The sequence below is a fragment of the Microbacterium sp. G2-16M genome (genome assembly GCF_055809115.1).
Genome location: NZ_CM147897.1, coordinates 1,150,121 through 1,172,993, shown reverse-complemented (window position 1 = coordinate 1,172,993; position 22,873 = coordinate 1,150,121). Strand labels below are relative to the sequence as shown.

Below are 22,873 nucleotides of genomic sequence, written 5' to 3'. Positions count from 1 at the left end.
ATCCGCGTGTCATCCGGCGTCATGCACGACGGCCGATCCGTGTCGGCGGTCTTGGTTAGAGTAGTGCGGTGCCCGCCCCCGTGATCCGCGCTGCCCACCTCGTCAAGGCCTACAAGGTGAAGGGCAAGGCGGGCTTCCTCGCCGTCGACGGCCTCGACTTCGAGGTCGCGCCGGGCGAGTCGTTCGGTCTGCTCGGCCCGAACGGCGCCGGCAAGTCCACCACCATGAAGATGGTCGGCGCGGTGTCGACCCGCACCTCCGGCGAGCTGGAGATCCTGGGTCTGGATCCCGACCGGTACGGCCCCGAGATCCGCTCGCGGCTGGGCGTCGTCCCGCAGGAGGACAACCTCGACGGCGAGCTGAACGCCCGCGAGAACCTCTACGTCTACGGGCGGTATTTCGGCCTGCCCGGCAAGGTGTGCGCGCAGAAGGCCGACGAGCTGCTCGAGTTCGCCCAGCTGGCAGACAAGGCCAAGAGCAAGGTCGATCAGCTCTCCGGCGGCATGAAGCGGCGCCTCACCATCGCGCGCGGCCTGATCAACGACCCGCGCATCCTCCTGCTCGACGAGCCCACGACAGGCCTGGACCCGCAGGCGCGGCACATCCTGTGGGACCGCCTGTTCCGGCTGAAGGAGCGCGGCACCACGCTCGTGCTGACCACCCACTACATGGACGAGGCCGAGCAGCTGTGCGATCGGCTGATCGTGGTCGACCACGGGCGGATCATGGCCCAGGGCACGCCGTCGTCGCTGATCCGCGAGCACTCCAGCCGCGAGGTGCTCGAGCTGCGCTTCGGCGCCAGCCGCAACAGCGAGGTCGCCGCGACGCTGGACGGCATCGGCGAACGCATCGAGGTGCTGCCGGACCGCATCCTCATCTACGCCCGCGACGGCGAGGCGGCGCTGGACCGCGTCACGGCGCTGGGCCTGCAGCCGCTGACGAGCCTGGTGCGCCGCTCGAGCCTCGAGGACGTGTTCCTCCGGCTGACCGGAAGGTCGCTGATCGAATGACCCTGCGGCCGGCTCAGGGGGGATCGGATGCTGTCGCCCGCGTGCATCCGTCGCTGGACGAGCTGCGGGCCGAGGCGCTGGAGCGCGGCCGCCTGCCGCGACGGTTCGGCTCCTGGTACGCCACCGAGCACATGCTCCGCGCCATGCGCGCGTACGGCTGGACGATCGTGGTCGGCGCGCTCGGGCAGCCGCTGGTCTACCTGTTCGGCCTCGCGATCGGACTGGCCGCGCTCATCCAGCAGGACATTCCGGTCGGCGACGGCCGAAGCGTGTCGTACCTGGTGTTCGTGGCGCCTGCGCTGCTGATGACGGCCACCATCTCGGTGGCGTCGGAGGAGTTCACCTACCCGGTGATGGCCGGGTTCAAGTGGCGGCGCTACTTCTATGGATTCAACGCCTCGCCGCTGTCGTCGCCGCAGATCGCGAACGGCGTCACCCTCGCGGCCTCGGCGCGGATGCTGTTCGCGGCGGCCGCCTACTACCTGTTCATCTGGGTGTTCGGAGCCGTCTTCCCCCTGATGACCGTGCCGGCCCCCGCGACGGGCTGGATCTCCATCCCGGTGGGCATGCTGGCCGGTCTGTCCTTCGGTATGCCGCTGATGGCATACGCAGCATCCCTCGAAGAGGACAAGGGCCAGTTCGCGCTCGTGCAGCGCTTCGTCTTCATGCCGATGTTCCTGTTCTCGGGCACGTTCTACCCGCTTCAGGTGCTGCCGGTCTGGCTGCAGTGGATCGGCTGGGTCTCGCCGCTGTGGCACGCCACCGAGCTCGGGCGGATGGCCACGTTCGGCGGGCCGGTCGATGCGCTGATGCTCGTGGTGCACCTGGCCTACCTGCTCGTGCTCACCGTCGGCGGCTACCTGCTGGTGCGTCGTGCGTTCACCCGGAGGCTGGCGAAATGACGGATGTGGCGCAGGACCTGCGGCCCGAGGTGAGCTCGCGGCGCGGCGGCGTGCGCGCCCTGTGGGCGGGCAACCCCGGCGCCGTCGTGCAGCGCGGGCTGATCGCGGCGCGCTCCTCGAGCTGGGTGGTCATCCTGTCCGGCTTCTTCGAGCCGGTCTTCTACCTGGCATCCATGGGCCTCGGGCTGGGCACCTTCATCGGCGACGTGGACGTGCCCGGCGGCGGATCCGTGTCGTACGCCGCCTACATCGCGCCCGCACTGCTGGCGGTCTCGGCGATGAACGGCGCGATCTACGACTCGACCTGGAACGTGTTCTTCAAGCTGAACTACGGCAAGCTCTACGAGGGGATGCTGGCGACCTCGCTCGGCCCGCTGGATGTCGCGTTCGGCGAGATCCTGTATGCGCTGCTGCGCGGACTGCTGTACGCATGCGGATTCATGATCATCATGCAGGCGTTCGGGCTGAACCTGGCGGCGACGGCGATCCTCGCGATCCCGGCAGTGCTGCTGGTGGCGTTCGGGTTCGCGAGCCTGGGCATGGCCGTGACCAGCTACATGAAGACGTTCCAGCACATGGACTGGGTGAACATCGTGCTGCTGCCGATGTTCCTGTTCTCGGCGACCCTGTACCCGATCTCGATCTACCCGGACTGGATCCAGGGCGTGATCATGGCGTTCCCGCTGTGGCACGGCGTCGAGCTGATCCGGGCTCTGACGACGGGCGCGTTCACGACGGCGATGATCTGGCACGTCCTCTACTACCTCGTGATGATCGCGGTCGGCCTGGTCTTCACGACCAAGCGCCTGCGCGCCCTCTTCCTGGACTGACGGGCCCCCGGCATCCCGACCCCCTGGCCCCGTGGGCCCTCACCCCCGCGCCCCCGGGGTGCCCTCACCCCAGCGCCCCCGGGGTGCCCTCACCCCCGCGCCCCCGCGGTGCCCTCACCCCGGCATCCCCGTCCGTGACTCGTCAGTTGTGGTCGGAATTCGTGCGGCGATACCGACCGTTTCTGACGAGTTACGACAGGGCAGTCACGACCGGCGGGCCAGGGCGGTGCGCAGGTCGGCGAGGAAGTCCTCGGGATCGTCGAGGTCGGCCTGGGTGACGGCGAGATAGACCCATCCGAGCGCCTCCAGACGGCGGCGGCGCGCCAGGTCCTTCCGCCACTGGGTCCGGTCTTCGCGGTGCTGGTCGCCCTCGTACTCGATCGCGATCTTCAGGTCGGGATATGCGAGGTCGACGCGGGCGACGAACGCCGCATCGCCGTCGACCACGTCCCGGTTCACCGCGGGCGGAGCGAAACCGGCCTCGATGATCAATACGCGCAGCTCGGACTCCTTCGGCGATTCGGACTTCGGGTCGAGCAGCTGCAGAGCCCGAAGGAGCCGTCGCCGGTACGTGCGGCGCGGATGGGACGCGACCGCCGCCGTCAGTCGTGTGCGCGCGGACGACCCGTCCCGGCGCACGATCACATCGCCGACGGCAACGAGCTGGGCGAGGGTGAGCATCGATGCGAGGTCGCAGAACGTGCGCTCCGGTGTGGTGGCGGGCACGCGCGTCCGCGTGTCGGCGTCCTTCTCGTCGAACGCCGACTCGTGGCCGCGCACCCGCTTGCCGCGCGGCGCCCGCCCGCGAGGCACCATCACGTCGAAGACATCCGCGCTCTCCAGCGCGAGCGGCAGCGGCAGATCGTGCAGCCGGGCGGCCGTCACGTGGCTGAACGCGGCCGATGCCGGCAGCCGCGTCTGCAGCGCCGCGCATTCGTGCCCGAAGGGCAGCGCCACGCCGGCGGGCGACCGGACGCCGCGGTGCGGGCGGGTGAGATCCTGCGCCCGCGTGCGGCCGCGCGGGATGCCGTGGGCACGTGCGGTCGCGACCGAGAACGACCGCCCGGGGAAGGGATCGGGAAGAGGAGCGGGACGCCGGGGCATCCCCCCAGCATGTCGCGTCGCCCCTCACCCGCGTCGAAGTTATCCACAGCGCCGGCCGCCGGCATCCGCCCCCGGATGTGACTCGTCAGAACCGGTCGGAATCCCGCGTGTGATTCCGACCACTTCTGACGGCTCACGGACGGGACGGGAATAGGGACGGGACGGGAATAGGGACGGGACGGGAATAGGGACGGGACGGGAATAGGGACGGGAGACGGGGACGGGAGACGGGGACGGGAGACGGGAGGGGCGGCGGGCACCTTCAGTGTGACGTAAGCTTGGGGCATGGACACTGTCATGAGCATCCTGCACGTCGCCAGCGCCGTCTTCATCGTCGGTCCGATGGCGATCATCCCGATGACCGGGCTGCGTACGCTCCGCTCCGGGAACGCCGGCCAGGCGCGGTCGCTGGCCAAGTCGACCGTGCTCTTCTCCTGGCTGTCGCTGCTGACCTTCATCTTCGGCTTCGGCGCGATGGGGATGGCGCCCAAGGAGTACAACCTGAGCTTCACCACCCCGTGGATCCTGTGGTCGATCATCGCCTACGTGATCGCGTTCGTGCTCACCGTCTTCGTCGTGGTGCCCCAGATGAACAAGGCGGCGGACCAGGCCGAGGCCGCGGGCGCGGATGCTGCGGCCAAGCCGGCCGGCTACGGCGCGATCGCCGGCAGCAGCGGCATCGCCACGCTGCTGCTGCTCGTGGTGGTCGTGCTGATGATCTGGAAGCCCTGACGCGCGGCACCGGCGCCGCCGGACGCTGAGACCGGGGCATCCTCGTCAGACCGACGGGGATGCCCTTGGTCTGGCGGAGGATCCCCGGTCTCGGCGATTCTCGACCGGGCGCGGCCGGATGGCCTCGACCGGCGATGAGACCTCGACCGATGAGACCTCGACTGCACAGGCTCAACCATGCAGGATCAACCAGGCAGGCTCAGCCGCGCAGCCCGCGCAGCACACCGACCATCCGCATCGCGGCCTCGGCGGCCTCGGCGCCCTTGTCCTCCTGTGATCCGGGGAGGCCGGCGCGGTCCAGCCCCTGCTGCTCGTCGTCGCACGTCAGCACCCCGAAGCCGACCGGACGGCCGGCATCCAGCGCGACGCGATTCAAGCCGTCCGTGGTCGCCGCCGAGACGTACTCGAAGTGCGGGGTGCCGCCGCGGATGATCACGCCCAGCGCGACCGCCGCATCCGCACCGCCGGCGAACGCGGCCTGCGCCGCCACCGCGAGCTCGAACGATCCCGGCACGCGCACCAGCCGGTGCGCGGCGCCGGCCGCATCCAGCGTGCGCTGCGCCCCGGCGATGAGCCCGTCCATGATCGTCTCGTGCCAGGCCGCCGCGATCACCACGACGTCCAGCCCGGTCCCGTCCACCGGCCGCGCCGAGGGCGCTCCCGTTCCGCTCACGCGTTCGCTCCCTCGTGCTGCGGCGCATCGCCGTCCGACCCATGCATCCCGGCCAGCGCCTCGGCCAGGTCGTCCGCGTCGATGATGTGGCCCATCCGGTCGCGCTTGGTCTCCAAGTACTGGTGGTTGTTCGGCCCGACGCCGACCAGCAGCGGCACCTGCTCGACGATGTCCAGGCCCAGCGCGCGCAGCTGCGTCACCTTGTCGGTATTGTTGGTCAGCAGCCGCACCCGCTGCACGCCCAGGTCGGCGAGGATGCCCGCCGCGGCGGCATAGTCGCGGGCGTCGGCGGGCAGGCCCAGGGCCAGGTTCGCGTCGACCGTGTCCAGTCCGCCCTCCTGCAGGCTGTACGCGCGCAGCTTGTTGATCAGTCCGATGCCGCGTCCCTCGTGGCCGCGCATGTAGACGACCACTCCGCCCTCGGCGGCGACGGCATCCAGGGCCGCCTGCAGCTGCGGGCCGCACTCGCACTTCAGCGATCCGAACGCCTCGCCGGTCAGGCACTCCGAATGCACCCGCACCAGCGGCGCCTCGTCGGACAGGTCGCCCGAGACCAGAGCCAGGTGGTCGGTGCCGGTGATCCGGTCCTTGTACGCCAGGAACCGGAACCGTCCGTGCGCGGTGGGGACGGATGCCTCGGCCCGCAGGCTCACGCGGCGCTTGTGCGCCGGCGGCTCGGTGCGCGGCTCGTGCTCGTCCAGGTACGCGATCAGCTGCTCGATGGTGATCACCGGGATGTTCTCGCGCTCGCCCATCTCGATGAGTCCGGGCAGTCGCATCATGCCGCCGTCGTCGGCGACGACCTCGGCGATCGCGCCGACCGGGGTCAGCCCCGCCAGCCGCATCAGGTCGACGGCCGCCTCGGTGTGGCCGCTGCGCTCGCGCACGCCGCCGTCCACCGCGCGCAGCGGCAGCACGTGCCCGGGGCGGATCACCGACGCGGGCGTGGCCTCCGCGTTGGCGAGCACGTTCAGCGTGTGCGCGCGGTCGGCGGCGCTGATCCCGGTCGAGATGCGGTCGGCGGCGTCCACGCTCACCGTGTAGGCGGTGCCGCGCGAGTCCTCGTTGTGCGCGACCATCGGCGGCAGATCGAGCCGGTCGGCCCACTCGGCGGGCATCGGTGCGCACAGGTAGCCGCTGGAGTAGCGGATCGTCCAGGCGAGCCATTCGGGCGTCGCCAGCTGGGCCGACAGGATGACGTCGCCCTCGTTCTCGCGGTTCTCGTCGTCGGCGACGAGCACCGGGCGGCCCGCGCGCAGGCTCTCCAGCGCTTCGGGGATGGTGGACAGGCTCATCATGCGACCCCTTCGGTCGATGCGGATGCGGCGGGGACGGCCGCGGTCGGGGAGAAGGCCAGCAGGCGTCGCACGTGCCGGGCCAGGATGTCGGTCTCGAGGTTCACGCGCTCGCCGGGTGCGCGCTCGCCGAGGGTGGTCGCCTCGAGGGTCTCGGGGATCAGTGACACCTCGAACCAGGGCTCGGCGGCCGTGGCGGGGCTCGCCGCGCTCACCGTGAGCGAGACGCCGTCCACCGCGATCGACCCCTTGTCGACGACGAGGTCGGCCAGGGCCGCCGGCATCCCGATCCGCAGCACCCGCCACCCCTCGCCCGGTCGCACGTCGAGGATCTCGCCGGTGCCGTCGATGTGGCCCTGCACGATGTGGCCGCCGAGGCGGTCGTCGGCGGTGAGGGCGCGCTCGATGTTCACCCGCCGGCCGGTGGCCGCCTCGTCCAGGGTCGACATGTCCAGCGTCTGGCGCATCACGTCGGCGGTGAACCAGTCCGTGCCGCGGTCGACGACCGTCAGACACACCCCCGACACCGCGATGGAGTCGCCGTGCCCCGCGTCGGTGACGGCGGTCGGGGCGTGCACCGTGAGACGGGTGCCGTCACCGGCCGGTTCGACGGCGGTGATCTGCCCGATCTCCTCGATGATTCCGGTGAACATCTACGATCTCCTTTCGGCCCGGGGCGCGTCCGGGCGGGGGTGCGCGACGATCAGCAGGTCGTCGCCGAGCTTCTCGATCGACGTCACGCGCAATCGGCGTGCCGCCGCGATGGTGTCCACGCCGACGTCGGTGATCGCCATCCGGTCGCCGCCGAGCAGGACCGGTGCGGTGTACGCGAGGACCTCGTCGGCCAGTCCGGCGCGCAGGAACGCGCTGGCGACCGTGGGGCCGCCCTCCACGAACAGCCGGTGCATGCCGCGGGCGTGCAGGTCGTCGACGGCGGCGCGCAGGTCGTCGTAGAACAGCGGGGGGTGCGGATGCCGGTGCACGGCCGCGTCCGCCGGGATCGGGCGCGTGCCCAGCACGACCGGGACGGGCTGGTCGTCGGTCAGTCGGCCGTCACGGGTGCGGGCGGTGAGGGCGGGGTCGTCGGCCAGCACGGTGCCGGTGCCGACGAGGATCGCGTCGGAGGCGCCGCGCCGCTCGTGCACGTCGGCGCGCGCGGCCGGTCCGGTGATCCACCGGCTCGTGCCGTCGGATGCCGCGGCCCGGCCGTCCAGGCTCTGCGCCCACTTCACCGTGATGAACGGACGGCCCAGCCGGGTCGCGATCAGCCAGTCCTCGATCAGGGCGACGCCGTCGTCGACGAGCACGCCGCCGGAGACATCCACCCCCGCGGCGCGCAGCCGGGCGGCACCGCCGCCGGAGCGGAGGCCGGGATCCTCGGCGCTGAACACGACGCGGGCGACGCCGGCCTCGATCAGGGCGAGCGCACACGGGCCGGTGCGGCCGGTGTGGTTGCACGGCTCGAGGGTGACCACCGCGGTGGCCCCGCGGGATTGTCCGGGCTGCAGGTGGGACAGCGCGTCGACCTCGGCGTGCGGGGTGCCGGCGCCGTGATGCCAGCCTTCGGCGAGGATCCGCCCGTCCGGGGAGAGGATGACCGCACCCACCTGCGGGTTCACGCCGCGGGGGCCGCGCCGGGCGAGTTCGAGCGCACGACGCATGGCGTCCTGCTCGATCCTGCTCGCCGGCATCCGCACTCCCGATTGGCCTGGTGGCTCCGGGGACGGGCGGCGGCAGCACATCGAATGATGCGCTGCGCGTGCTGCCTCCCATCCGGACTCGCGATGGCGGACCATCGCATCACCGTCGGTCCCGGAATTGCACCGGGTCAACCGCGTCGGCATCTCGAGGATGCGCGTCCGCGGCTCGCGGACTGTCACCGCCGGTTCGGATTCTCACCGACCCCGGAGCACGTTAACGCTCCGAGTCTACCCAACGCGCGTGCACCTGGATCATTCCCGCCTCAGACCGACATAGCCTGGAGGCAGGGGGACGCATGGACGACGGCACGGGAACGCTGGATCGGGACGGGTTCGCGCGGTTGCGGGCGCGGCCGTACGCGGACGTGCTGGTGGTCGGCGGCGGCATCAACGGCATCGCGACCTTCCGCGACCTCGCCCTGCAGGGTGTGGATGTCGCCCTGGTCGAGCGTGGGGACTTCGCCGGGGGCGCCTCTGCGGCCTCCAGCCACATGATCCACGGCGGCATCCGCTACCTGGAGAACGGCGAGTTCCGGCTCGTGCACGAGGCGGTCACCGAGCGCAACATGCTGCTGCGCACCGCGCCGCACTACGTGCGGCCGCTGCAGACCACGATCCCGATCTTCTCCACGTTCTCCGGCGTGCTCTCCGCACCGTTGAGGTTCCTGCGCCATGGCGTGGGGGCGCCGCGCGAGCGCGGTGCCGTGCTGATCAAGATCGGCCTCGTGATCTACGACTCGTTCTCGCGCGGCGGCGGCCGGGTGCCGCGGCACGCGTTCCACGGGCGGAGGGGCTCGCTGCGGCGGATGCCGCACCTGAACCCCGAGGTGAAGTACACGGCGACGTACTGGGATGCGTCGCTGCGCGACCCCGAGCGGCTCGCGCTGGACGTGCTGCGCGACGGCGTGGCCTCGGCCCGCGCGGCGGAGGGCGGGGCGGACCGCGCCCGCGCGGCCAACTACACCGCGGCGGTCGGCCTCGACGACGGCCGCGTCGTGCTGCGCGATGCCGACACCGGCGACGAGGTGCGGTTCACGGCATCCGTCGTCGTCAATGCGACCGGCCCGTGGGTCGACCTGACCAACGCCGAGCTGCGTGAGCCCACCCGCTACATGGGCGGCACGAAGGGCTCGCACATCGTCCTGGACCACCCCGATCTGCTCGCGGCCACCGGCGGCCGGGAGCTGTTCTTCGAGCACCGCGACGGACGGATCGTGCTCATCTACCCGCTGAAGGGGCGGGTGCTGGTGGGCACCACCGATCTCGAGCACGACATGGCCGACCCGATCGTGTGCACCGACGCCGAGGTCGACTACTTCCTCGGGCTGATCGCGCACGTGCTGCCCGGCATCCCGGTCGCCCGCGACCAGATCGTCTACCGCTATGCCGGCGTGCGCCCGCTGCCCGGCCATGGCGACCTGGCCCCCGGGTTCGTCTCGCGCGACTACCGGATCGAGCAGGAGCGGCTGCCCGGCCGGGCGGATGCTGCGATCCTGAGTCTCGTCGGCGGAAAGTGGACCACCTTCCGGGCATCCGCGGAGCACCTGACCGATCGCACGCTGCAGGCGCTCGGGTGGCCGCGCCGACGGTCGACCCGGGGGCTGCCGATCGGCGGCGGCCGCGGGTTCCCGGTCACCGAGCGCGCCCGGCAGCAGTGGATCGCCGACCACGGGACGGCGGTGGGCCCGGTGCGGGCCGGGGTGCTGCTGTCGCGTTACGGGACGATCGCGGCCGACGTGATCGCCGCGATCGGCGGCGACCCCGACGACGACGCGCTGCGCGCCGTCGCCGAGTACAGCACCGGCGAGCTGCGCCACCTGGCCCGCACCGAGGCCGTGCACCACCTCGAGGACCTGCTGATGCGCCGCACGAGCATCGCGTTCACCGGGCAGGCGAGCGAGGACGCCGCGCGCGAGGTGGCCGACGCCGTCGCGCCGGTGCTGGGGTGGGATGCCGCGGCCTGCGATGCCGAGGTGGCCCGGGCCGTCGCGGCCGTGCACGCGGCCACGCCGTCGCCGGCCACCGGCGCCGGGGCGGAGGGCGAGCCCGCGATAGCCTGACCTGACGGATCGGCGAAGGAGGCAGCGTGGCCGGACATGTCCTGGCGATCGACCAGGGGACGACCTCGACCCGGGCGATCGTGTTCGACGCGCAGGGGCAGATCGTCGCGGTCGCCCAGCGCGAGCACGAGCAGATCTTCCCGCACGCGGGATGGGTGGAGCACGACCCGGTCGAGATCTGGACGAACACCGAGTGGGTCGTCTCGCACGCGCTCAGCCGCGCCCGGCTGACCGCCCGCGAGGTCGCCGGCATCGGGGTCACCAACCAGCGCGAGACCGCGATCGTCTGGGACCGTCGCACCGGCCGCCCGATCTGCAACGCGATCGTCTGGCAGGACACCCGCACGCAGGAGCGCATCGACGCGCTCGCCGCCGACGACCCGGCCGGCACCCAGCGGTTCGCCGACGTGACCGGGCTTCCGCTGGCGACCTACTTCTCGGCCTCCAAGATCGCCTGGATCCTGCGCACCGTGCCCGGCGCGCGCGAGGCGGCCGAGGCCGGCGACCTGCTCTTCGGCACCCCGGACACGTGGGTGATCTGGAACCTCACCGGCGGCGCGCGCGGCGGCGTGCACGTCACCGATGTCACGAACGCCTCACGCACCCTGCTGATGGACCTCGAGCGCCTCGACTGGTCCGATCGGATGCTGCAGGTCTGGGACATCCCGCGCGCCATGCTCCCCGACATCCGCTCGTCGTCCCAGGTCGTCGGCGAGGCGCAGCTGCCCAGCGTGGCCCGCGGCATCCCGATCGCCGGGATCCTCGGGGATCAGCAGGCGGCCACGTTCGGGCAGGCCGCGTTCGAGGTGGGCGAGTCGAAGAACACGTACGGCACCGGCAACTTCCTGATCGTGAACACCGGTGAGGAGATGGTGCGCAGCGAGCACGGCCTGATCACCACGGTCGCCTACCGGTGCGGCGACGAGCCGGCCCGGTACGCGGTGGAGGGGTCGATCGCCGTGACCGGATCGCTGGTGCAGTGGCTGCGCGACAACCTCGGCATCATCTCGCGCTCCGAGGATGTGGAGACCCTCGCCGCCACCGTCGACGACAACGGCGGCGCCTACTTCGTGCCCGCGTTCTCGGGGCTGTTCGCGCCGTACTGGCGGCCGGATGCGCGGGGAGCCCTGGTGGGGCTCACCCGGTACGTGAACAAGGCGCACATCGCCCGGGCCGCGCTGGAATCCACCGCGTTCCAGACGCGGGACGTGATCGAGGCGGTGGTCGGCGACACCGGGCAGACACTGCCGGATCTGCGGGTGGACGGCGGCATGACCCGCAACGACACGCTGATGCAGTTCCAGGCCGACATCCTCGGGCTGCCGGTCGTGCGCCCCCGGGTGGTCGAGACCACGGCGCTCGGCGCCGCGTACGCGGCGGGCCTGGCCACCGGAGTGTGGTCGGGCTTCGACGAGCTGCGCGCGCTCTGGCAGGAGGACCGCCGGTTCGAGCCGACGATGGACGCCGACGAGCGCGAGCGGCGCTACCGGATGTGGCAGAAGGCGGTGTCGAAGTCGCTGGACTGGGTGGATGACGATGCCCGCACGCTGATGGGCACGCACGACACGTGATCGCCCGGTCGCGGCTATTTCAGCAGCCGCGACAGCCGTCGGTCGGCGAGCGGCTTGCCGCCGGTCTGGCAGGTCGGGCAGTACTCCAGGCTGCGGTCGGCGAAGAACACGCTGCGCACCGTGTCACCGCAGACCGGGCAGGCCTCGCCGCGCCGCGCGTGCACGCGCATGCCGCGGCGCTTCGCGTCCTTCAGATCGGCGGGTGGCTTGCCGGATGCGGTGGCCACGGCATCCGTCAGGGTCTCGATCATCGCCCCATACAGGCGATCGACGTCGTCCGGGCCGAGACCCGCCGCCAGGGCGTACGGCGACATGCGCGCGGCATGCAGGATCTCGTCCGAGTAGGCGTTGCCGATCCCGGCGATCACGGCCTGGTCGCGCAGCAGCCCCTTGATCTGGGTGCGCTTGCCGGCCAGCAGGCCGGTGAACACGTCGCGGGTGAACGCCGGATCGAGCGGATCCGGACCCAGCCGGGCGATCCCGGGCACGTCCTCCGGTGCCCGGACGACGTAGACGGCGAGCGACTTCTTCGTGCCGGCCTCGGTCAGGTCGAACCCCGAGCCGTCCGACAGCGCGACCCGCAGCGCGATCGGCGTCCGTCCCGGCCGGATGATCGTCGACGGAAGGGTGTCGTACCAGCGCAGCCAGCCCGCCTTGGCGAGATGGAAGACGAGATGGCCGGCGTCCGTGGCGATGTCGATGAACTTGCCATGTCGGCTGACGCCGGTCACGGATGCCTCGCGCAGCGCCTCGATCGGCGGGTCGTAGGTCTTCAGCGCCGCGATGTTGGCGACCGTGGCGCGGACGATGCGCACGCCGGTGATGCGGCCGTCGAGGAAATCGGCCAGACCCTGCACCTCGGGCATCTCCGGCATGGAGCCATCCTGCCACCTGCGCCCGACGTCCGGTGGGGCGGCTCGGCGGGCGTCAGCGCTGCGCCAGGGTGAACGGCAGCACGCCGGCCGCACCGGCATCGTGCAGCGCCCCGGCCGCGACCGTGAGCGACCAGCGGCTGTCGGCCACGTCGTCCACCAGCAGCACGGGTCCGCCGAGCGAGGCGAGCGCGGTGGCCGCGGCATCCGGCACCGCGAAGCGGCCCCACACGGCGGCGAGCCGATAGGCGCTGTTGCCGCCGGGTTCGCCGCGGGGCCCGTCGTCGACCGCGTCCAGCGCACCCAGGTACGGCAGGCGGCCGATGCCGGCGAGTGCCTGTGCGAGCGAGGCGATGAGCGCGGGCCGGCTGCGGGAGGGCATCGACACGACCGCGGCGGGCCGCAGCTCCCACTCCCATTCGGCGAGCACCCGCGTGCACGCCTGCACGAGCGCCGAGTCGACCGGCGCGTCCGGTGCCCCGGTCGCGAACAGCTCGCGCATGCGGTTGCCCCAGCCGAGGTCGGTGAGGCGGGCGAGCGAGCGACCGGGCGAGAGGTTGCGTCCGGCCGCGATCCGGCCGGACACCGGGATGCCGAGAGCTGCCATCCCGGTCGGCCACAGCGAGCGGGGTGCGAGCTCGACCCCGACGCGGTCGAGGGTGGCGGATGCCGCGGTCGCCGCATCCGCCGGCACCTCGACCGGGTACCAGCCGCCGGCGCAGCGGTCGCAGCGTCCGCAGGGCTGGGCGTCGGGGTCGTCGAGGGCGGACTGCAGGAACTGCATCCGGCATCCGTCGGTGGTCTCGTACGCGAGCATCGCGGCGGCCTCGTCCTGCCGCGCCTGGCCGATGCGGTCGTAGCGCGCGTGGTCGTACGTCCAATCGGCGCCGGTGGCGACCCATCCGCCCTGCACACGGCGCACCGCGCCGTCGACGTCGAGCACCTTCAGGAGCACCTCGAGCGTGGACCGCTTCAGGTCGGCGCGGGTCTCCAGCGCCGCGGTGGACAGGGGCCTGTCCGCGCCGGCCAGGGCCTCGAGCACCTGCGTGACGCGTTGCGGGGTCGGCATCGAGGCGTGCGCGAAATAGCTCCAGATCGCCGGATCCTCGCGGCCGGGCAGCAGCAGCACGTCGGCGTTCTCGGTGGCGCGCCCCGCGCGGCCGACCTGCTGGTAGTAGGCGACGGGGGAGGAGGGCGCCCCCAGATGCACGACGAACCCGAGATCGGGCTTGTCGAACCCCATGCCCAGGGCGCTGGTGGCCACGAGCGCCTTGACCGTGTTCGCCTTCAGGGCGTTCTCGGCGTCCTCGCGCTCGGCCGTCTCGGTCCGGCCGGTGTACGCGCGGACGTCGTACCCCGCCTCGCGCAGCGCAGCGGCGGTGTCGTCGGCGGCCGCCACCGTCAGGGTGTAGATGATGCCGCTGCCGGGCAGGTCGCGCAGGTGCGCGATCAGCCAGCCGAGGCGAGCGGCATCGGCGGGCAGTCGCAGCACGCCCAGCCGCAGCGACGACCGGGCCAGCGTGCCGCGGATGGTGAGCACCTCGTGCCCCGCACCGCCCAGCTGCTCCGCGACGTCGGTGACGACCCGGGCGTTGGCCGTGGCGGTGGTCGCCAGCACCGGGACGCCGGACGGAAGCGTCGCCGCCAGCTCGCGCAGGCGCCGGTAGTCAGGGCGGAAGTCGTGACCCCAGTCCGAGATGCAATGCGCCTCGTCGATCACCAGCATCCCCATCCGGCGCACGAGTGCCGGCAGCTGCTCGTCGCGGAAGCCGGGGTTGTTCAGCCGCTCCGGCGAGACCAGCAGGACGTCGACCTCGTCCGCCTCGAGCGCGGCCCTCACCTGCGCCCACTCGGTCGGATTCGCCGAGTTGATCGACACCGCGCGCACTCCGGCGCGGGCGGCGGCCTGCACCTGGTCGCGCATCAGCGCGAGCAGCGGCGAGACGATGATCGTCGGTCCGGCACCGCGTCGGCGCATCAGCAGGGTGGCGACGAAGTAGACGGCGGACTTGCCCCACCCGGTGCGCTGCACCACCAGCGTCCGGCGCCGGTCGCGCACCAGCGCGGCGATCGCCTCGAACTGCCCAGCGTGGAAGTCGGCGGTCGGCGCGCCGACGAGGGTGCGCAGCACCTCCAGCGCCTCGGCCCGCAGTGCGGTGTCGTCGGGTGCGTCGGCCATCCCTCCAGCGTGCCATGCGCGGCCGACATCCCCTCGCCGTCGATCCCCGTCGAAGCATGACTCGGCAGAAACGGTCGGAATCTTCGCGGCGATTCCGACCACTTCTGACGGCTCACCGGATGGTGACGGGTGCCACCGCGCCAGACCTCCAGGGCGAGACGTCCCGGGCGAGAGGCCAGGGCAGAGACGTCAGGGCAGGACGGGCCAGTCGACCGGGGTCCGGTCGTCGCCGGACAGCAGCGCGGCGATCCAGCCGTCGTGCCGACCGCGCACATCGGACAGGCCCCGCCGCAGCATCCCCTCGTACCGGAAGCCGAGGCCGCGCGCCGTGCGCGCCGACGGGACGTTTCCCACGACCGCGCGCCATTCGATCCGTGCCAGCTCCAGCTGAGCGAAGCCGACGTCGATGACCGCGCGCGCGGCCTCGGTCAGCAGCCCCTGGCCGCGAGCGGATGCTGCCATCCAGTATCCGATCTCGGCGGCCTGACCGCGCTCGAGGTGCGCGAGCCCCAGCATCCCGATCCAGACGCCGTCGCGCCGGATCGCCCAGTTCAGCTCGGTTCCGGCATCCCACCCGTGCGCGGCATGCTCGATGAACTCCTCCGCGTGCTCGCGCGTGTACGGCGACGGCAGCGTGGTCCAGCGCGGCACCTCGGGATCCTGCGCCGCCGCCGTGATCGCCGCGGCGTCGGCGAGGGAGGGCGGGGCGAGTTCGAGGCGCGCGGTGCGCAGGACGATCGGTTCCATCCATTCAGGCTAACGGCCCGACGCCACGCCGACCTCACGCCGACGCCACGCCGAGGCGCGGCAGGATGCCGGGGTCAGAGCACGACGCGACGAAGCAGACCGACCTTCTCGTACACGTCGGCCAGGGTGCGCTCGGCCACCTCGGACGCCCGCGCGGCGTTGGCGGCCAGTGCGCGGTCGAGCTCGGCCGGGTCGTCCAGCAGCGCCAGCGCGCGCTCGCGCACCGGCCCGAACTCGTCCACCACGACCTCGGCCAGGCCCTTCTTGAAGTCGCCGTAGCCGCGGCCGGCGTACTCGTCCTCGATCGCGGGGATCTGCCGGCCGGTCAGGGCGGCATAGATCACCAGCAGGTTCGAGACGCCCGGCTTGTTCTCGCGGTCGTAGCGGACCGAGCCCTCCGAGTCGGTCACCGCGCGCATGACCTTCTTGGCCGAGGCGCTCGGGTCATCCAGCAGCCACAGCACCCCGGCATCCGATTCAGCGGACTTCGACATCTTCGCGGTCGGGTTCTGCAGGTCGTAGATGCGGGCGGTGTCCTTCTGGATCACCGGCGTCGGCACCTCGAACGCCCGGCCGTAGCGCGTGTTGAAGCGCTCCGCGAGGTCGCGGGTGAGCTCGACGTGCTGCTTCTGATCCTCGCCGACCGGCACGATGTCGGTCTGGTACAGCAGGATGTCGGCGGCCATCAGGACCGGGTAGGTGAAGAGTCCGACCGTGGTCTGGTCGGCCCCGTACCGCTGCGACTTGTCCTTGAACTGGGTCATCCGGCCGGCCTCGCCGAACCCGGTGATCGTGGACAGGATCCAGGTCAGCTCGGCGTGCGCGGGCACGTGCGACTGCACATACAGCGTCGACCGCGACGGCTCGATGCCGGCGGCGATGTACTGCGCGGCGGTGCGCCGCGTCTTGGCCCGCAGCTCGGCCGGGTCGTTCGGCTGGGTGATGGCGTGCAGGTCGACCACCGAGAAGAACGCGTCGTAGGTGTCCTGCAGGGTGCGCCATTGCAGCAGGGCCCCGATGTAGTTTCCGGCCTGGAGGGAGTCGGCCGACGGCTGCATTCCTGAGTAGAGACGGGGCTTGTTCACCACACAAGTCTATTGAGCGGATGCTGCGCCCTCTGCCATGCGGTCCGGGACGCGTCCGGAGCCCGGCCCCCCGTGGCGCTCGCCGCCGGGCGGAGCTATTCTTAGACCATCGGTCGAACCGTTGGTCTAAGAGGTGATCCGAGTGAAGGTGCTGATCGTCGGAGCGGGTATCGCCGGCCCCACCCTGGCCTACTGGCTGCGCAGGTCCGGACACGAGCCGACGCTGCTCGAGCGCGCGCCGCGACCGCGGGAAGGCGGCTATCTGCTCGATTTCTGGGGATCCGGCTTCGACGTCGCCGAGCGGATGGGCATCGTCCCCCGGCTGATGGAGCTGGGCTACCGGATGGAGGAGATGCGCGAAGTCTCCGCCGACGGCAGACGGCGCGCCCACTTCGATCCGCTCCGCCTCGTGGACATGGCCGGAGGACGCTACGTCAGCATCGCGCGCTCGGACCTCGCGTCAGCCATCCACGAAGCGCTGGACGGACAGGTGGAGACCATCTTCGACGACACCGTGCGGGCCCTCGACGACGACGGCGACCGGGTCCACGTCCGATTCGAGCGCGGCGGGACCCGCGATTTCGACCTCGTGGTGGGGGCGGACGGACTGCATTCCCGGGTGCGCACGCTGGCGTTCGGACCGGAGCAGGACTACGAGCGCGACCTCGGCATCGCCGTCGGCGTGTTCGACGTCCACGGCTATCGGCCGCGGGACGAGCTGGTCGCCGTCACGCACACCGAAGTCGGCGTGCAATCGCTGCGGGTGGCGCTGCGCGACGACACCACGATGTTCTGCTTCATGTTCCGCCACGACGGCGCCGTGCCGGTCGATGACCTGCCCGCGCAGCACGAACTGCTGCGGATGCGGCTGCGCGACGTGGGCTGGGAGGTGCCGGCGATCCTCGCCCAGCTGCCGAACGCCCGCACGTTCTACCTGGATCGGGCCAGCCAGATTCTGATGCCGTCATGGAGCCGCGGCCGGGTGGCGCTGATCGGCGACGCGGCGGCCTGCCCGTCGCTGCTGGCCGGGCAGGGATCGGCGCTGGCGATGATCGAGGCGTACGTGCTGGCCGCCGAGCTCGCCCGCTCGGACGGCGACCACGCCGCGGCCTTCGCAGCCACCGAGCGGCGACTGGCGCCGGTCGTCCGCGGCAAGCAGGATGCGGCCATCGGGCTGGGATCGGCTTTCGCCCCGCGCAGCCGGCTCCAGCTGATGCTGCGCAACGCCGTGCTCGGCTTCATGGGGATCCCGTTCGTCGCGGGACTCGTGATGGGCCGGAGCCTGCGCGATCCGATCGAGCTGCCGCCGCCGCCCGCGTGAGCCGGGCGGCTCAGCCCTCAGTGCTGAGCCGGACCATCGCGTCGTACAGCTGCTCCTCCGACAGGGGCGGCTCGGGGAGCGGATGGGCCCGCTCGGCCCGATAGGCGTCGAGCATGAGAGCCAGCTGACGCCGCCAGGACTGGGGCGCTCCGGTGCGGGTGGCATCGATCATCCGGCCGTTCGACCAGATCAGGGTGACGATGTCGGCCCGTCTGAGGTCGGCGCGCACCCGGCCTGCCTGCTGGGCCCGCGTGAGCACATCATCGATCTGCCGACACATCTCGTCGTGGATGCGCTCGGTGTGCGCGTTGCCCGGGAAGCGACGGGAGAGGAAGTCGTTGAAACCGCGGTCCCCCGCCTGCACGCGGAACAGGTTCTCCAGATACGCGGCGAACCCTTCCCACGGGTCCTCGATCGTCAGCGCCCGCTCGGACCCGTCGACGAACTCGCGAAGCCGAGGCTCGAGCGCGGCCAGGAGCAGGTCCAGGCGGGTCGGGAAGTGGCGATAGAGGGTCCCGATGGCGACGCCGGCATCGCGAGCGATCCGTTCCAGGGAGGCATCCACTCCGGACACGGCGAACTCGCGCCGGGCCGCGGCCAGGAGGCGGTCTCGGCGCTCCTGCGCATCACGGCGCCGCGGCCGCTGCGTGCCTTCGACCGTGCTCATGGACCAAATCTACCTCGGTTCGGGAATGCATGAGGCATCCCTCCGGTTTGACCCGGACAGTCGGAGGGGTGCCTCATGTTGGTGCTCGATCGACCACGTGGGCGCAAACCGCGCACCACCGCTACGAAGGAAGTCATCATGACAGTGACAGCGGCGCGAGCCGATTCCGACGGCCGCGCCGTGCGGCTCGAGTCGGTCGTCAAGCAGTACGGCACCGGCCCGTCGGCGGTGGTGGCGTTGCGCGGCATCGATCTCGTCCTGGATCGGGGATCGTTCACCGCCATCATGGGACCGTCCGGCTCGGGCAAGAGCACCTTCCTGCACACCGCCGCCGGCCTGGACACCCCCACGAGCGGCTCGGTCTGGATCGGCGACACCGACATCTCGCGGATGCGGGCCAACCGGCTCGCGAAGTTCCGGCGCACGCATGTCGGGTTCGTCTTCCAGGCCTACAACCTCCTTCCCGCGCTGACGGTCGAGCAGAACGTGACGCTGCCCCTGCTGCTGGCCGGCCGGCGCGTGGAGCGCGCCTGGCTGGACCGCATCATCCGCGCCGTCGGCCTCGACGAGCTTCGACGGCGTCGGCCCGCGGAGCTGTCCGGCGGCCAGCAGCAGCGGGTGGCGATCGCGCGTGCGCTGATCACACGACCGGATGCCGTCTTCGCCGACGAGCCGACCGGCGCACTCGACTCGCGGACCGGCCGACAGGTGCTCGACCTGCTCGCGCAGATGACCCGCGAATTGGACCAGACCATCATCATGGTCACGCACGACCCGGCCGTCGCCGCACGCGCCGACCGCGTCATCTTCCTCGCCGACGGCGCCTTCGTCGGCTCCGAAGTCGGAGCGACGACGCAGCAGATCGCCGATCGCATGACCGCCTGGGGGACGTGGTGAACGCGCTCATCCGGGCGATGATCCGGCAGCAGCGAGGGACACTCGCCGGCGTCTTCGTGGCGGTTCTCACCGCGACGATGCTGGCGACCGGGCTCGGCGTCCTGATCGAGTCCGGCGCACGCGGCGGGGTCGTCCCGGAGCGCTACACCGCCGCCGACGTGATCGTGGGGGCCGAGCAGTCGTGGCGGACCCCCGAGGGGTCGACGTACGCGCTTCCCGAGCGCGTGCCGCTTCCCGCCGACGCGGTCGGGGCTGTTCGGTCGCTTCCGGACACGGCGCACGTCGTCGCGGACGCGACCGTGCCGCTGACCTGGTCCGGATCTCGGGTCGAAGGCCACGGCTGGAGCGCCGCAGCGCTCACCCCGTACCGGATCAGCGCGGGGCATGCTCCCCGCGCCGCGGACGAAGTGGTCCTCGACCGCAGCCGGGGGGCGCGCACGAAGCTCGGGGCGACGGTCGTCCTCGCCCACGGCGGCATCGGCCGCGACTATCGGGTGGTCGGGATCGCCGCGGCCACCACGGGCGATCAGCCGTCGCGCGCCCAGCACGTCTTCCTCACGGATGCGGCGGCATCGGCACTGGCGTCCAACGCCGCGGCCGTGCAGATCATCGGCGTGTTCGCCCGCCCGGGCGTCCCACCGCGCGCACTGGCCGACCAGATCCGCGCACGAGTGCCCGACGTCGTCACGTACACGGGCGACGACCGCGGCGCCGCCGAGTTCCTGGATGCCGGTGCCGCACGAGCAACCTTGGTGGAGATCGGCTCGTCATTCGCCGGCACGGCCATCCTCATCGCGCTGTTCGTGGTCGCCGGCACGCTCTCGCTGTCGATCCAGCGCCGCCGGCGCGACTTCGCCCTGATGCGCGCCGTCGGGTCGACGCCCCTGCAGATCCATCGACTCGTCGCCCAGGAGGTCCTGATCGTCGCGGGCGCCGGCGCGCTCGCCGGCGTGATCCCGGGGTTCCTGCTGGCCGGCGCGATGCGGATCGGCTTCGCGCAGGCGGGCGTCATCCCCTCGGACTTCGCCCTGACGTTCGGTCCGCTCCCGGCGCTGGTCGCCGTCGCGGTGATGGTCGCGGCATCCCAGCTCGCCGCCGCCGTCGCGGCTCGGCGCCCGGCGCGCATCAATCCGATCGAAGCGTTGCGGGAGGCATCCACCACCCCGTCCCGTCTCGGGCGCGGTCGCCTGATCACCGGCGTCGTCTTCGCCGTCATCGGCGTGCTCCTCAGCGCCGTTCCGCTGTTCGTCCCCGGCACCATCGCCGTCGCCGGGCCCGTGGCGGCCGCGCTGCTGCTCATCGTCGCGGTCGGCCTGCTCGGTCCTCGCCTCGTGCGCGGTGCCGTCACGCTCTTCGGCGGGCCGCTGCGGCACCTGAGGTCGCCGTCCGCCTTCCTCGCGGCCGCGAATGCGCGCAGCAACTCGCGGCGACTGGCCGCAGCGATCGTCCCCTTGGCCCTCGGCATCGGCCTCGGCCTGGTGCAAGCCGGCACGCAGTCGATCATCGCGGCCGAGGCCGCCACCCAGTCGCACGCGGGCGTGACGGCCGATCTGATGGTGACCGGCGGCGGATCCGGTCTGGGAGCCGACGCGCTCGCGGCCATCTCGCGGACGTCGGGTGTGACGGCCGCGAACCCCGTGGCGCTCAGCGAGATGATCTTCCGTTTCGTCCAGCTGGGCGACCCGACATCCGAGCAGTACTCGGTCCAGGGGGTCGATCCGGCCGCGACGTCGGCGACGATGGATCTGGGCGTGGTGGCCGGATCGATCGAATCGCTGACCGGCGCGCACACCGTCGCCTTGAGCTCCGATGCCGCCCTTGCGTCGAGTGTGGGCCTCGGCGACACGGTGCAGGGGCGTCTCGGCGACGGGTCGGCGGTCACAGCGAAGGTCGTCGCGATCTACACCCGGGGGCTGGGGTTCGGCGATGTGACGATGACCAATGCCGCGCTGCGCGCCCACACCACGACCGGCCTCAGCGACTATGCACTCGTCGACGCGCAGCCGGGGCAGACGGCGCACGTGCAGACGGCACTGGATGCCGCCGGCTTCACCGTCGCGGACCGCAGCGGACTGCGCGCGGCGGGCGACGGTGCGCGCGCTGCGAACTCGCTGGTCAACCTGATCGCGCTCGCGGTCATCCTCGGCTACATCGCCATCGCGGTGGTGAACACCCTGGTGATGGCGACGGGGGAGCGGCGGCGTGAATTCGCGCTGATGCAGCTGGTCGGGGCGACCCGGCGTCAGGTGCGGGCGATGATGCGCACGGAGTCCGTGATGGTCGTGGTGCTGGCGGCGGTGCTCGGGGTGGCCATCGCGGTGCCGCCGCTGATCGGCATCAGCTTCGGCATCGCGGGTCGGCCTCTGCCGGACATCTCGCTCGTGGAGAGTGCGGCCATCGTCGGCTCGCTGAGCGTGATCGGGCTGATATCGCTCGCGATCGCGACGCGGACGGCGATGCGCAGCGCGCCCATCGCCGAGATCGGCTCGCGACAGTAGACCACCCCGACGCACCCGGTCAGAAGGGCGTCCTTCCGCCTGTCCGGCGGCGGATCGCGGTTGAATGGTGGACATGGCCCGCCCCCGCTTCCAGCGACTGCCCGCCGACCGGCAGGACGCGATCATGGATGCTGCGCTGCGCGAATTCGCCGCGCACGGGTTCGGCGGGGCGTCGCTGAACCGGATCATCGCCGCGGCGGAGCTGTCCAAGGGGTCGCTCTACTACTACTTCGACGGCAAGGAGGATCTGTACGCCGACGTCATCCGTCGACAGGTGGAGCGGCTGGTGCACGACGGCGGCCCCGCGCCGACGTTCGCCGGGGTGGATGCGGACGCGTTCTGGGGCCGCCTCGAGGAGTACTACCTGCGGCTGATGCGACTGCTGGAGCTGGAGGAGGTTCCCGCGACCGGTGCGCTGCTGCGCGACTGGCTGACCGGCCCCGCCCCGTCGATGCGCGCCGCGGAGGAGGAGGCCGAGCAGGCGACCCTCCCGTGGCTGATGGAGGCCGTGGCGGCGGGGCAGCGGATCGGCGCCGTGCGCACCGACCTGCCCGACGAGCTGCTGATCGCCCTCGCCCTGGGGATGGGGCAGGCGATGGACACGTGGCTGATCACGCGCCGATCCGGCGAACGGGACCTCGCGGACGCCGTGCATGCGCTGATCGACATGATGCGGCGCGCCTTCCAGCCCTGACTCCCGCACGCCGGAGCGGGGAGGAACCACGGCCGC

At 71.8% G+C, this 22,873-nt stretch carries 20 protein-coding genes and 1 riboswitch; of the genes, 10 read left to right on the top strand and 10 right to left on the bottom strand.

The window, feature by feature from the left end:
• Positions 1-68 precede the first annotated feature (68 nt).
• From AC0L6F_RS05680 to AC0L6F_RS05670, 3 genes are read left to right on the top strand one after another with little or no spacing between them, the layout of a single operon-like run.
• Positions 69-1,010, top strand: a complete 942-nt coding sequence (locus AC0L6F_RS05680) for an ABC transporter ATP-binding protein (protein WP_473539502.1) — start codon at positions 69-71, stop codon at positions 1,008-1,010.
• Complete coding sequence (locus AC0L6F_RS05675) at positions 1,007-1,912, top strand: ABC transporter permease (RefSeq protein WP_473539501.1); 906 nt, start codon at positions 1,007-1,009, stop codon at positions 1,910-1,912. Before AC0L6F_RS05680 ends, AC0L6F_RS05675 begins: the two co-directional genes overlap by 4 nt.
• The gene (locus tag AC0L6F_RS05670; protein WP_259612409.1) at positions 1,909-2,742 is read left to right on the top strand and encodes an ABC transporter permease; all 834 of its coding nucleotides are present in this window, start codon (positions 1,909-1,911) and stop codon (positions 2,740-2,742) included. The genes AC0L6F_RS05675 and AC0L6F_RS05670 overlap by 4 nt, the downstream gene beginning before the upstream one ends.
• 204 nt (positions 2,743-2,946) lie before the next feature.
• On the opposite strand, the gene AC0L6F_RS05665 is transcribed toward AC0L6F_RS05670, so the two are convergent.
• Complete coding sequence (locus tag AC0L6F_RS05665; RefSeq protein ID WP_473539500.1) at positions 2,947-3,846, bottom strand: hypothetical protein; 900 nt, start codon at positions 3,844-3,846, stop codon at positions 2,947-2,949.
• Positions 3,847-4,131: 285 nt separating this feature from the next.
• On the opposite strand from AC0L6F_RS05665, the gene AC0L6F_RS05660 reads away from it, so the two are divergent.
• Entirely contained in the window at positions 4,132-4,578 is a 447-nt protein-coding gene (locus AC0L6F_RS05660; protein ID WP_473539499.1) for a DUF2269 family protein, read from the top strand.
• Positions 4,579-4,777: 199 nt separating this feature from the next.
• Here AC0L6F_RS05660 and ribH read toward each other — a convergent pair whose 3' ends face one another.
• From ribH to ribD, 4 genes are read right to left on the bottom strand one after another with little or no spacing between them, the layout of a single operon-like run.
• The gene (gene ribH / locus AC0L6F_RS05655; protein ID WP_473539498.1) at positions 4,778-5,251 is read right to left on the bottom strand and encodes a 6,7-dimethyl-8-ribityllumazine synthase; all 474 of its coding nucleotides are present in this window, start codon (positions 5,249-5,251) and stop codon (positions 4,778-4,780) included.
• Positions 5,248-6,546: a GTP cyclohydrolase II gene (ribA, locus tag AC0L6F_RS05650; RefSeq protein ID WP_473539497.1), complete on the bottom strand. Its 1,299-nt coding sequence runs from the start codon at positions 6,544-6,546 to the stop codon at positions 5,248-5,250. Before ribA ends, ribH begins: the two co-directional genes overlap by 4 nt.
• Positions 6,546-7,199, bottom strand: coding sequence for a riboflavin synthase (locus tag AC0L6F_RS05645; RefSeq protein ID WP_473539496.1), 654 nt, complete (start codon positions 7,197-7,199; stop codon positions 6,546-6,548). Before AC0L6F_RS05645 ends, ribA begins: the two co-directional genes overlap by 1 nt.
• Positions 7,200-8,237, bottom strand: a complete 1,038-nt coding sequence (gene ribD / locus AC0L6F_RS05640) for a bifunctional diaminohydroxyphosphoribosylaminopyrimidine deaminase/5-amino-6-(5-phosphoribosylamino)uracil reductase RibD (protein ID WP_473539494.1) — start codon at positions 8,235-8,237, stop codon at positions 7,200-7,202.
• 65 nt (positions 8,238-8,302) lie between these two features.
• A riboswitch (FMN riboswitch) is annotated at positions 8,303-8,462 on the bottom strand.
• 80 nt (positions 8,463-8,542) lie between these two features.
• Here ribD and AC0L6F_RS05635 point away from each other — a divergent pair.
• A complete protein-coding gene (locus AC0L6F_RS05635) occupies positions 8,543-10,306 on the top strand; it encodes a glycerol-3-phosphate dehydrogenase/oxidase (protein WP_473539493.1) in 1,764 nt (587 codons plus the stop codon).
• Positions 10,307-10,332: 26 nt separating this feature from the next.
• Complete coding sequence (gene glpK / locus AC0L6F_RS05630; RefSeq protein WP_473539492.1) at positions 10,333-11,877, top strand: glycerol kinase GlpK; 1,545 nt, start codon at positions 10,333-10,335, stop codon at positions 11,875-11,877.
• 14 nt (positions 11,878-11,891) lie between these two features.
• Here glpK and AC0L6F_RS05625 read toward each other — a convergent pair whose 3' ends face one another.
• From AC0L6F_RS05625 to trpS, 4 genes are all read right to left on the bottom strand, one after another.
• Positions 11,892-12,752, bottom strand: coding sequence for an Fpg/Nei family DNA glycosylase (locus AC0L6F_RS05625; RefSeq protein WP_473539490.1), 861 nt, complete (start codon positions 12,750-12,752; stop codon positions 11,892-11,894).
• Between the two features lie 52 nt (positions 12,753-12,804).
• Positions 12,805-14,928, bottom strand: a complete 2,124-nt coding sequence (locus tag AC0L6F_RS05620; RefSeq protein WP_473539489.1) for a RecQ family ATP-dependent DNA helicase — start codon at positions 14,926-14,928, stop codon at positions 12,805-12,807.
• Positions 14,929-15,117: 189 nt separating this feature from the next.
• Positions 15,118-15,675 (bottom strand): GNAT family N-acetyltransferase, encoded by a 558-nt coding sequence (locus AC0L6F_RS05615; RefSeq protein WP_473539488.1) that lies wholly within the window; start codon positions 15,673-15,675, stop codon positions 15,118-15,120.
• Positions 15,676-15,749: 74 nt separating this feature from the next.
• Positions 15,750-16,760 carry a tryptophan--tRNA ligase gene (trpS, locus tag AC0L6F_RS05610; protein ID WP_473539487.1) on the bottom strand — a complete coding sequence of 337 codons (1,011 nt, stop codon included), beginning with the start codon at positions 16,758-16,760 and terminating at the stop codon, positions 15,750-15,752.
• Between the two features lie 142 nt (positions 16,761-16,902).
• On the opposite strand from trpS, the gene AC0L6F_RS05605 reads away from it, so the two are divergent.
• A complete protein-coding gene (locus AC0L6F_RS05605) occupies positions 16,903-18,081 on the top strand; it encodes an FAD-binding domain (RefSeq protein ID WP_473539486.1) in 1,179 nt (392 codons plus the stop codon).
• Between the two features lie 10 nt (positions 18,082-18,091).
• Here AC0L6F_RS05605 and AC0L6F_RS05600 read toward each other — a convergent pair whose 3' ends face one another.
• Complete coding sequence (locus AC0L6F_RS05600; protein WP_473539485.1) at positions 18,092-18,748, bottom strand: TetR/AcrR family transcriptional regulator; 657 nt, start codon at positions 18,746-18,748, stop codon at positions 18,092-18,094.
• Between the two features lie 138 nt (positions 18,749-18,886).
• Here AC0L6F_RS05600 and AC0L6F_RS05595 point away from each other — a divergent pair, with 138 nt between their 5' ends.
• The 3 genes from AC0L6F_RS05595 to AC0L6F_RS05585 all read left to right on the top strand — a co-directional run bounded on the left by AC0L6F_RS05595 (position 18,887) and on the right by AC0L6F_RS05585 (position 22,837).
• On the top strand, positions 18,887-19,645 hold the full coding sequence (locus AC0L6F_RS05595; protein ID WP_274637781.1) for an ABC transporter ATP-binding protein: 759 nt from the start codon (positions 18,887-18,889) through the stop codon (positions 19,643-19,645).
• On the top strand, positions 19,642-22,143 hold the full coding sequence (locus tag AC0L6F_RS05590) for an FtsX-like permease family protein (protein WP_473539484.1): 2,502 nt from the start codon (positions 19,642-19,644) through the stop codon (positions 22,141-22,143). The genes AC0L6F_RS05595 and AC0L6F_RS05590 overlap by 4 nt, the downstream gene beginning before the upstream one ends.
• Before the next feature lie 73 nt (positions 22,144-22,216).
• Complete coding sequence (locus AC0L6F_RS05585) at positions 22,217-22,837, top strand: TetR/AcrR family transcriptional regulator (protein ID WP_473539483.1); 621 nt, start codon at positions 22,217-22,219, stop codon at positions 22,835-22,837.
• Positions 22,838-22,873 lie beyond the last annotated feature (36 nt).

Bases quoted from the DNA above. Each gene is read 5' to 3' on its own strand.
- AC0L6F_RS05675 (WP_473539501.1), top strand. From the start codon at position 1,007: ATGACCCTGCGGCCGGCTCAGGGGGGATCGGATGCTGTCGCCCGCGTG.
- AC0L6F_RS05670 (WP_259612409.1), top strand. From the start codon at position 1,909: ATGACGGATGTGGCGCAGGACCTGCGGCCCGAGGTGAGCTCGCGGCGC.
- AC0L6F_RS05665 (WP_473539500.1), bottom strand. From the start codon at position 3,846: ATGCCCCGGCGTCCCGCTCCTCTTCCCGATCCCTTCCCCGGGCGGTCG.
- AC0L6F_RS05660 (WP_473539499.1), top strand. From the start codon at position 4,132: ATGGACACTGTCATGAGCATCCTGCACGTCGCCAGCGCCGTCTTCATC.
- ribA (WP_473539497.1), bottom strand. From the start codon at position 6,546: ATGAGCCTGTCCACCATCCCCGAAGCGCTGGAGAGCCTGCGCGCGGGC.
- AC0L6F_RS05645 (WP_473539496.1), bottom strand. From the start codon at position 7,199: ATGTTCACCGGAATCATCGAGGAGATCGGGCAGATCACCGCCGTCGAA.
- ribD (WP_473539494.1), bottom strand. From the start codon at position 8,237: ATGCCGGCGAGCAGGATCGAGCAGGACGCCATGCGTCGTGCGCTCGAA.
- AC0L6F_RS05635 (WP_473539493.1), top strand. From the start codon at position 8,543: ATGGACGACGGCACGGGAACGCTGGATCGGGACGGGTTCGCGCGGTTG.
- AC0L6F_RS05625 (WP_473539490.1), bottom strand. From the start codon at position 12,752: ATGCCGGAGATGCCCGAGGTGCAGGGTCTGGCCGATTTCCTCGACGGC.
- AC0L6F_RS05620 (WP_473539489.1), bottom strand. From the start codon at position 14,928: ATGGCCGACGCACCCGACGACACCGCACTGCGGGCCGAGGCGCTGGAG.
- AC0L6F_RS05615 (WP_473539488.1), bottom strand. From the start codon at position 15,675: ATGGAACCGATCGTCCTGCGCACCGCGCGCCTCGAACTCGCCCCGCCC.
- AC0L6F_RS05600 (WP_473539485.1), bottom strand. From the start codon at position 18,748: ATGAGCACGGTCGAAGGCACGCAGCGGCCGCGGCGCCGTGATGCGCAG.
- AC0L6F_RS05595 (WP_274637781.1), top strand. From the start codon at position 18,887: ATGACAGTGACAGCGGCGCGAGCCGATTCCGACGGCCGCGCCGTGCGG.
- AC0L6F_RS05585 (WP_473539483.1), top strand. From the start codon at position 22,217: ATGGCCCGCCCCCGCTTCCAGCGACTGCCCGCCGACCGGCAGGACGCG.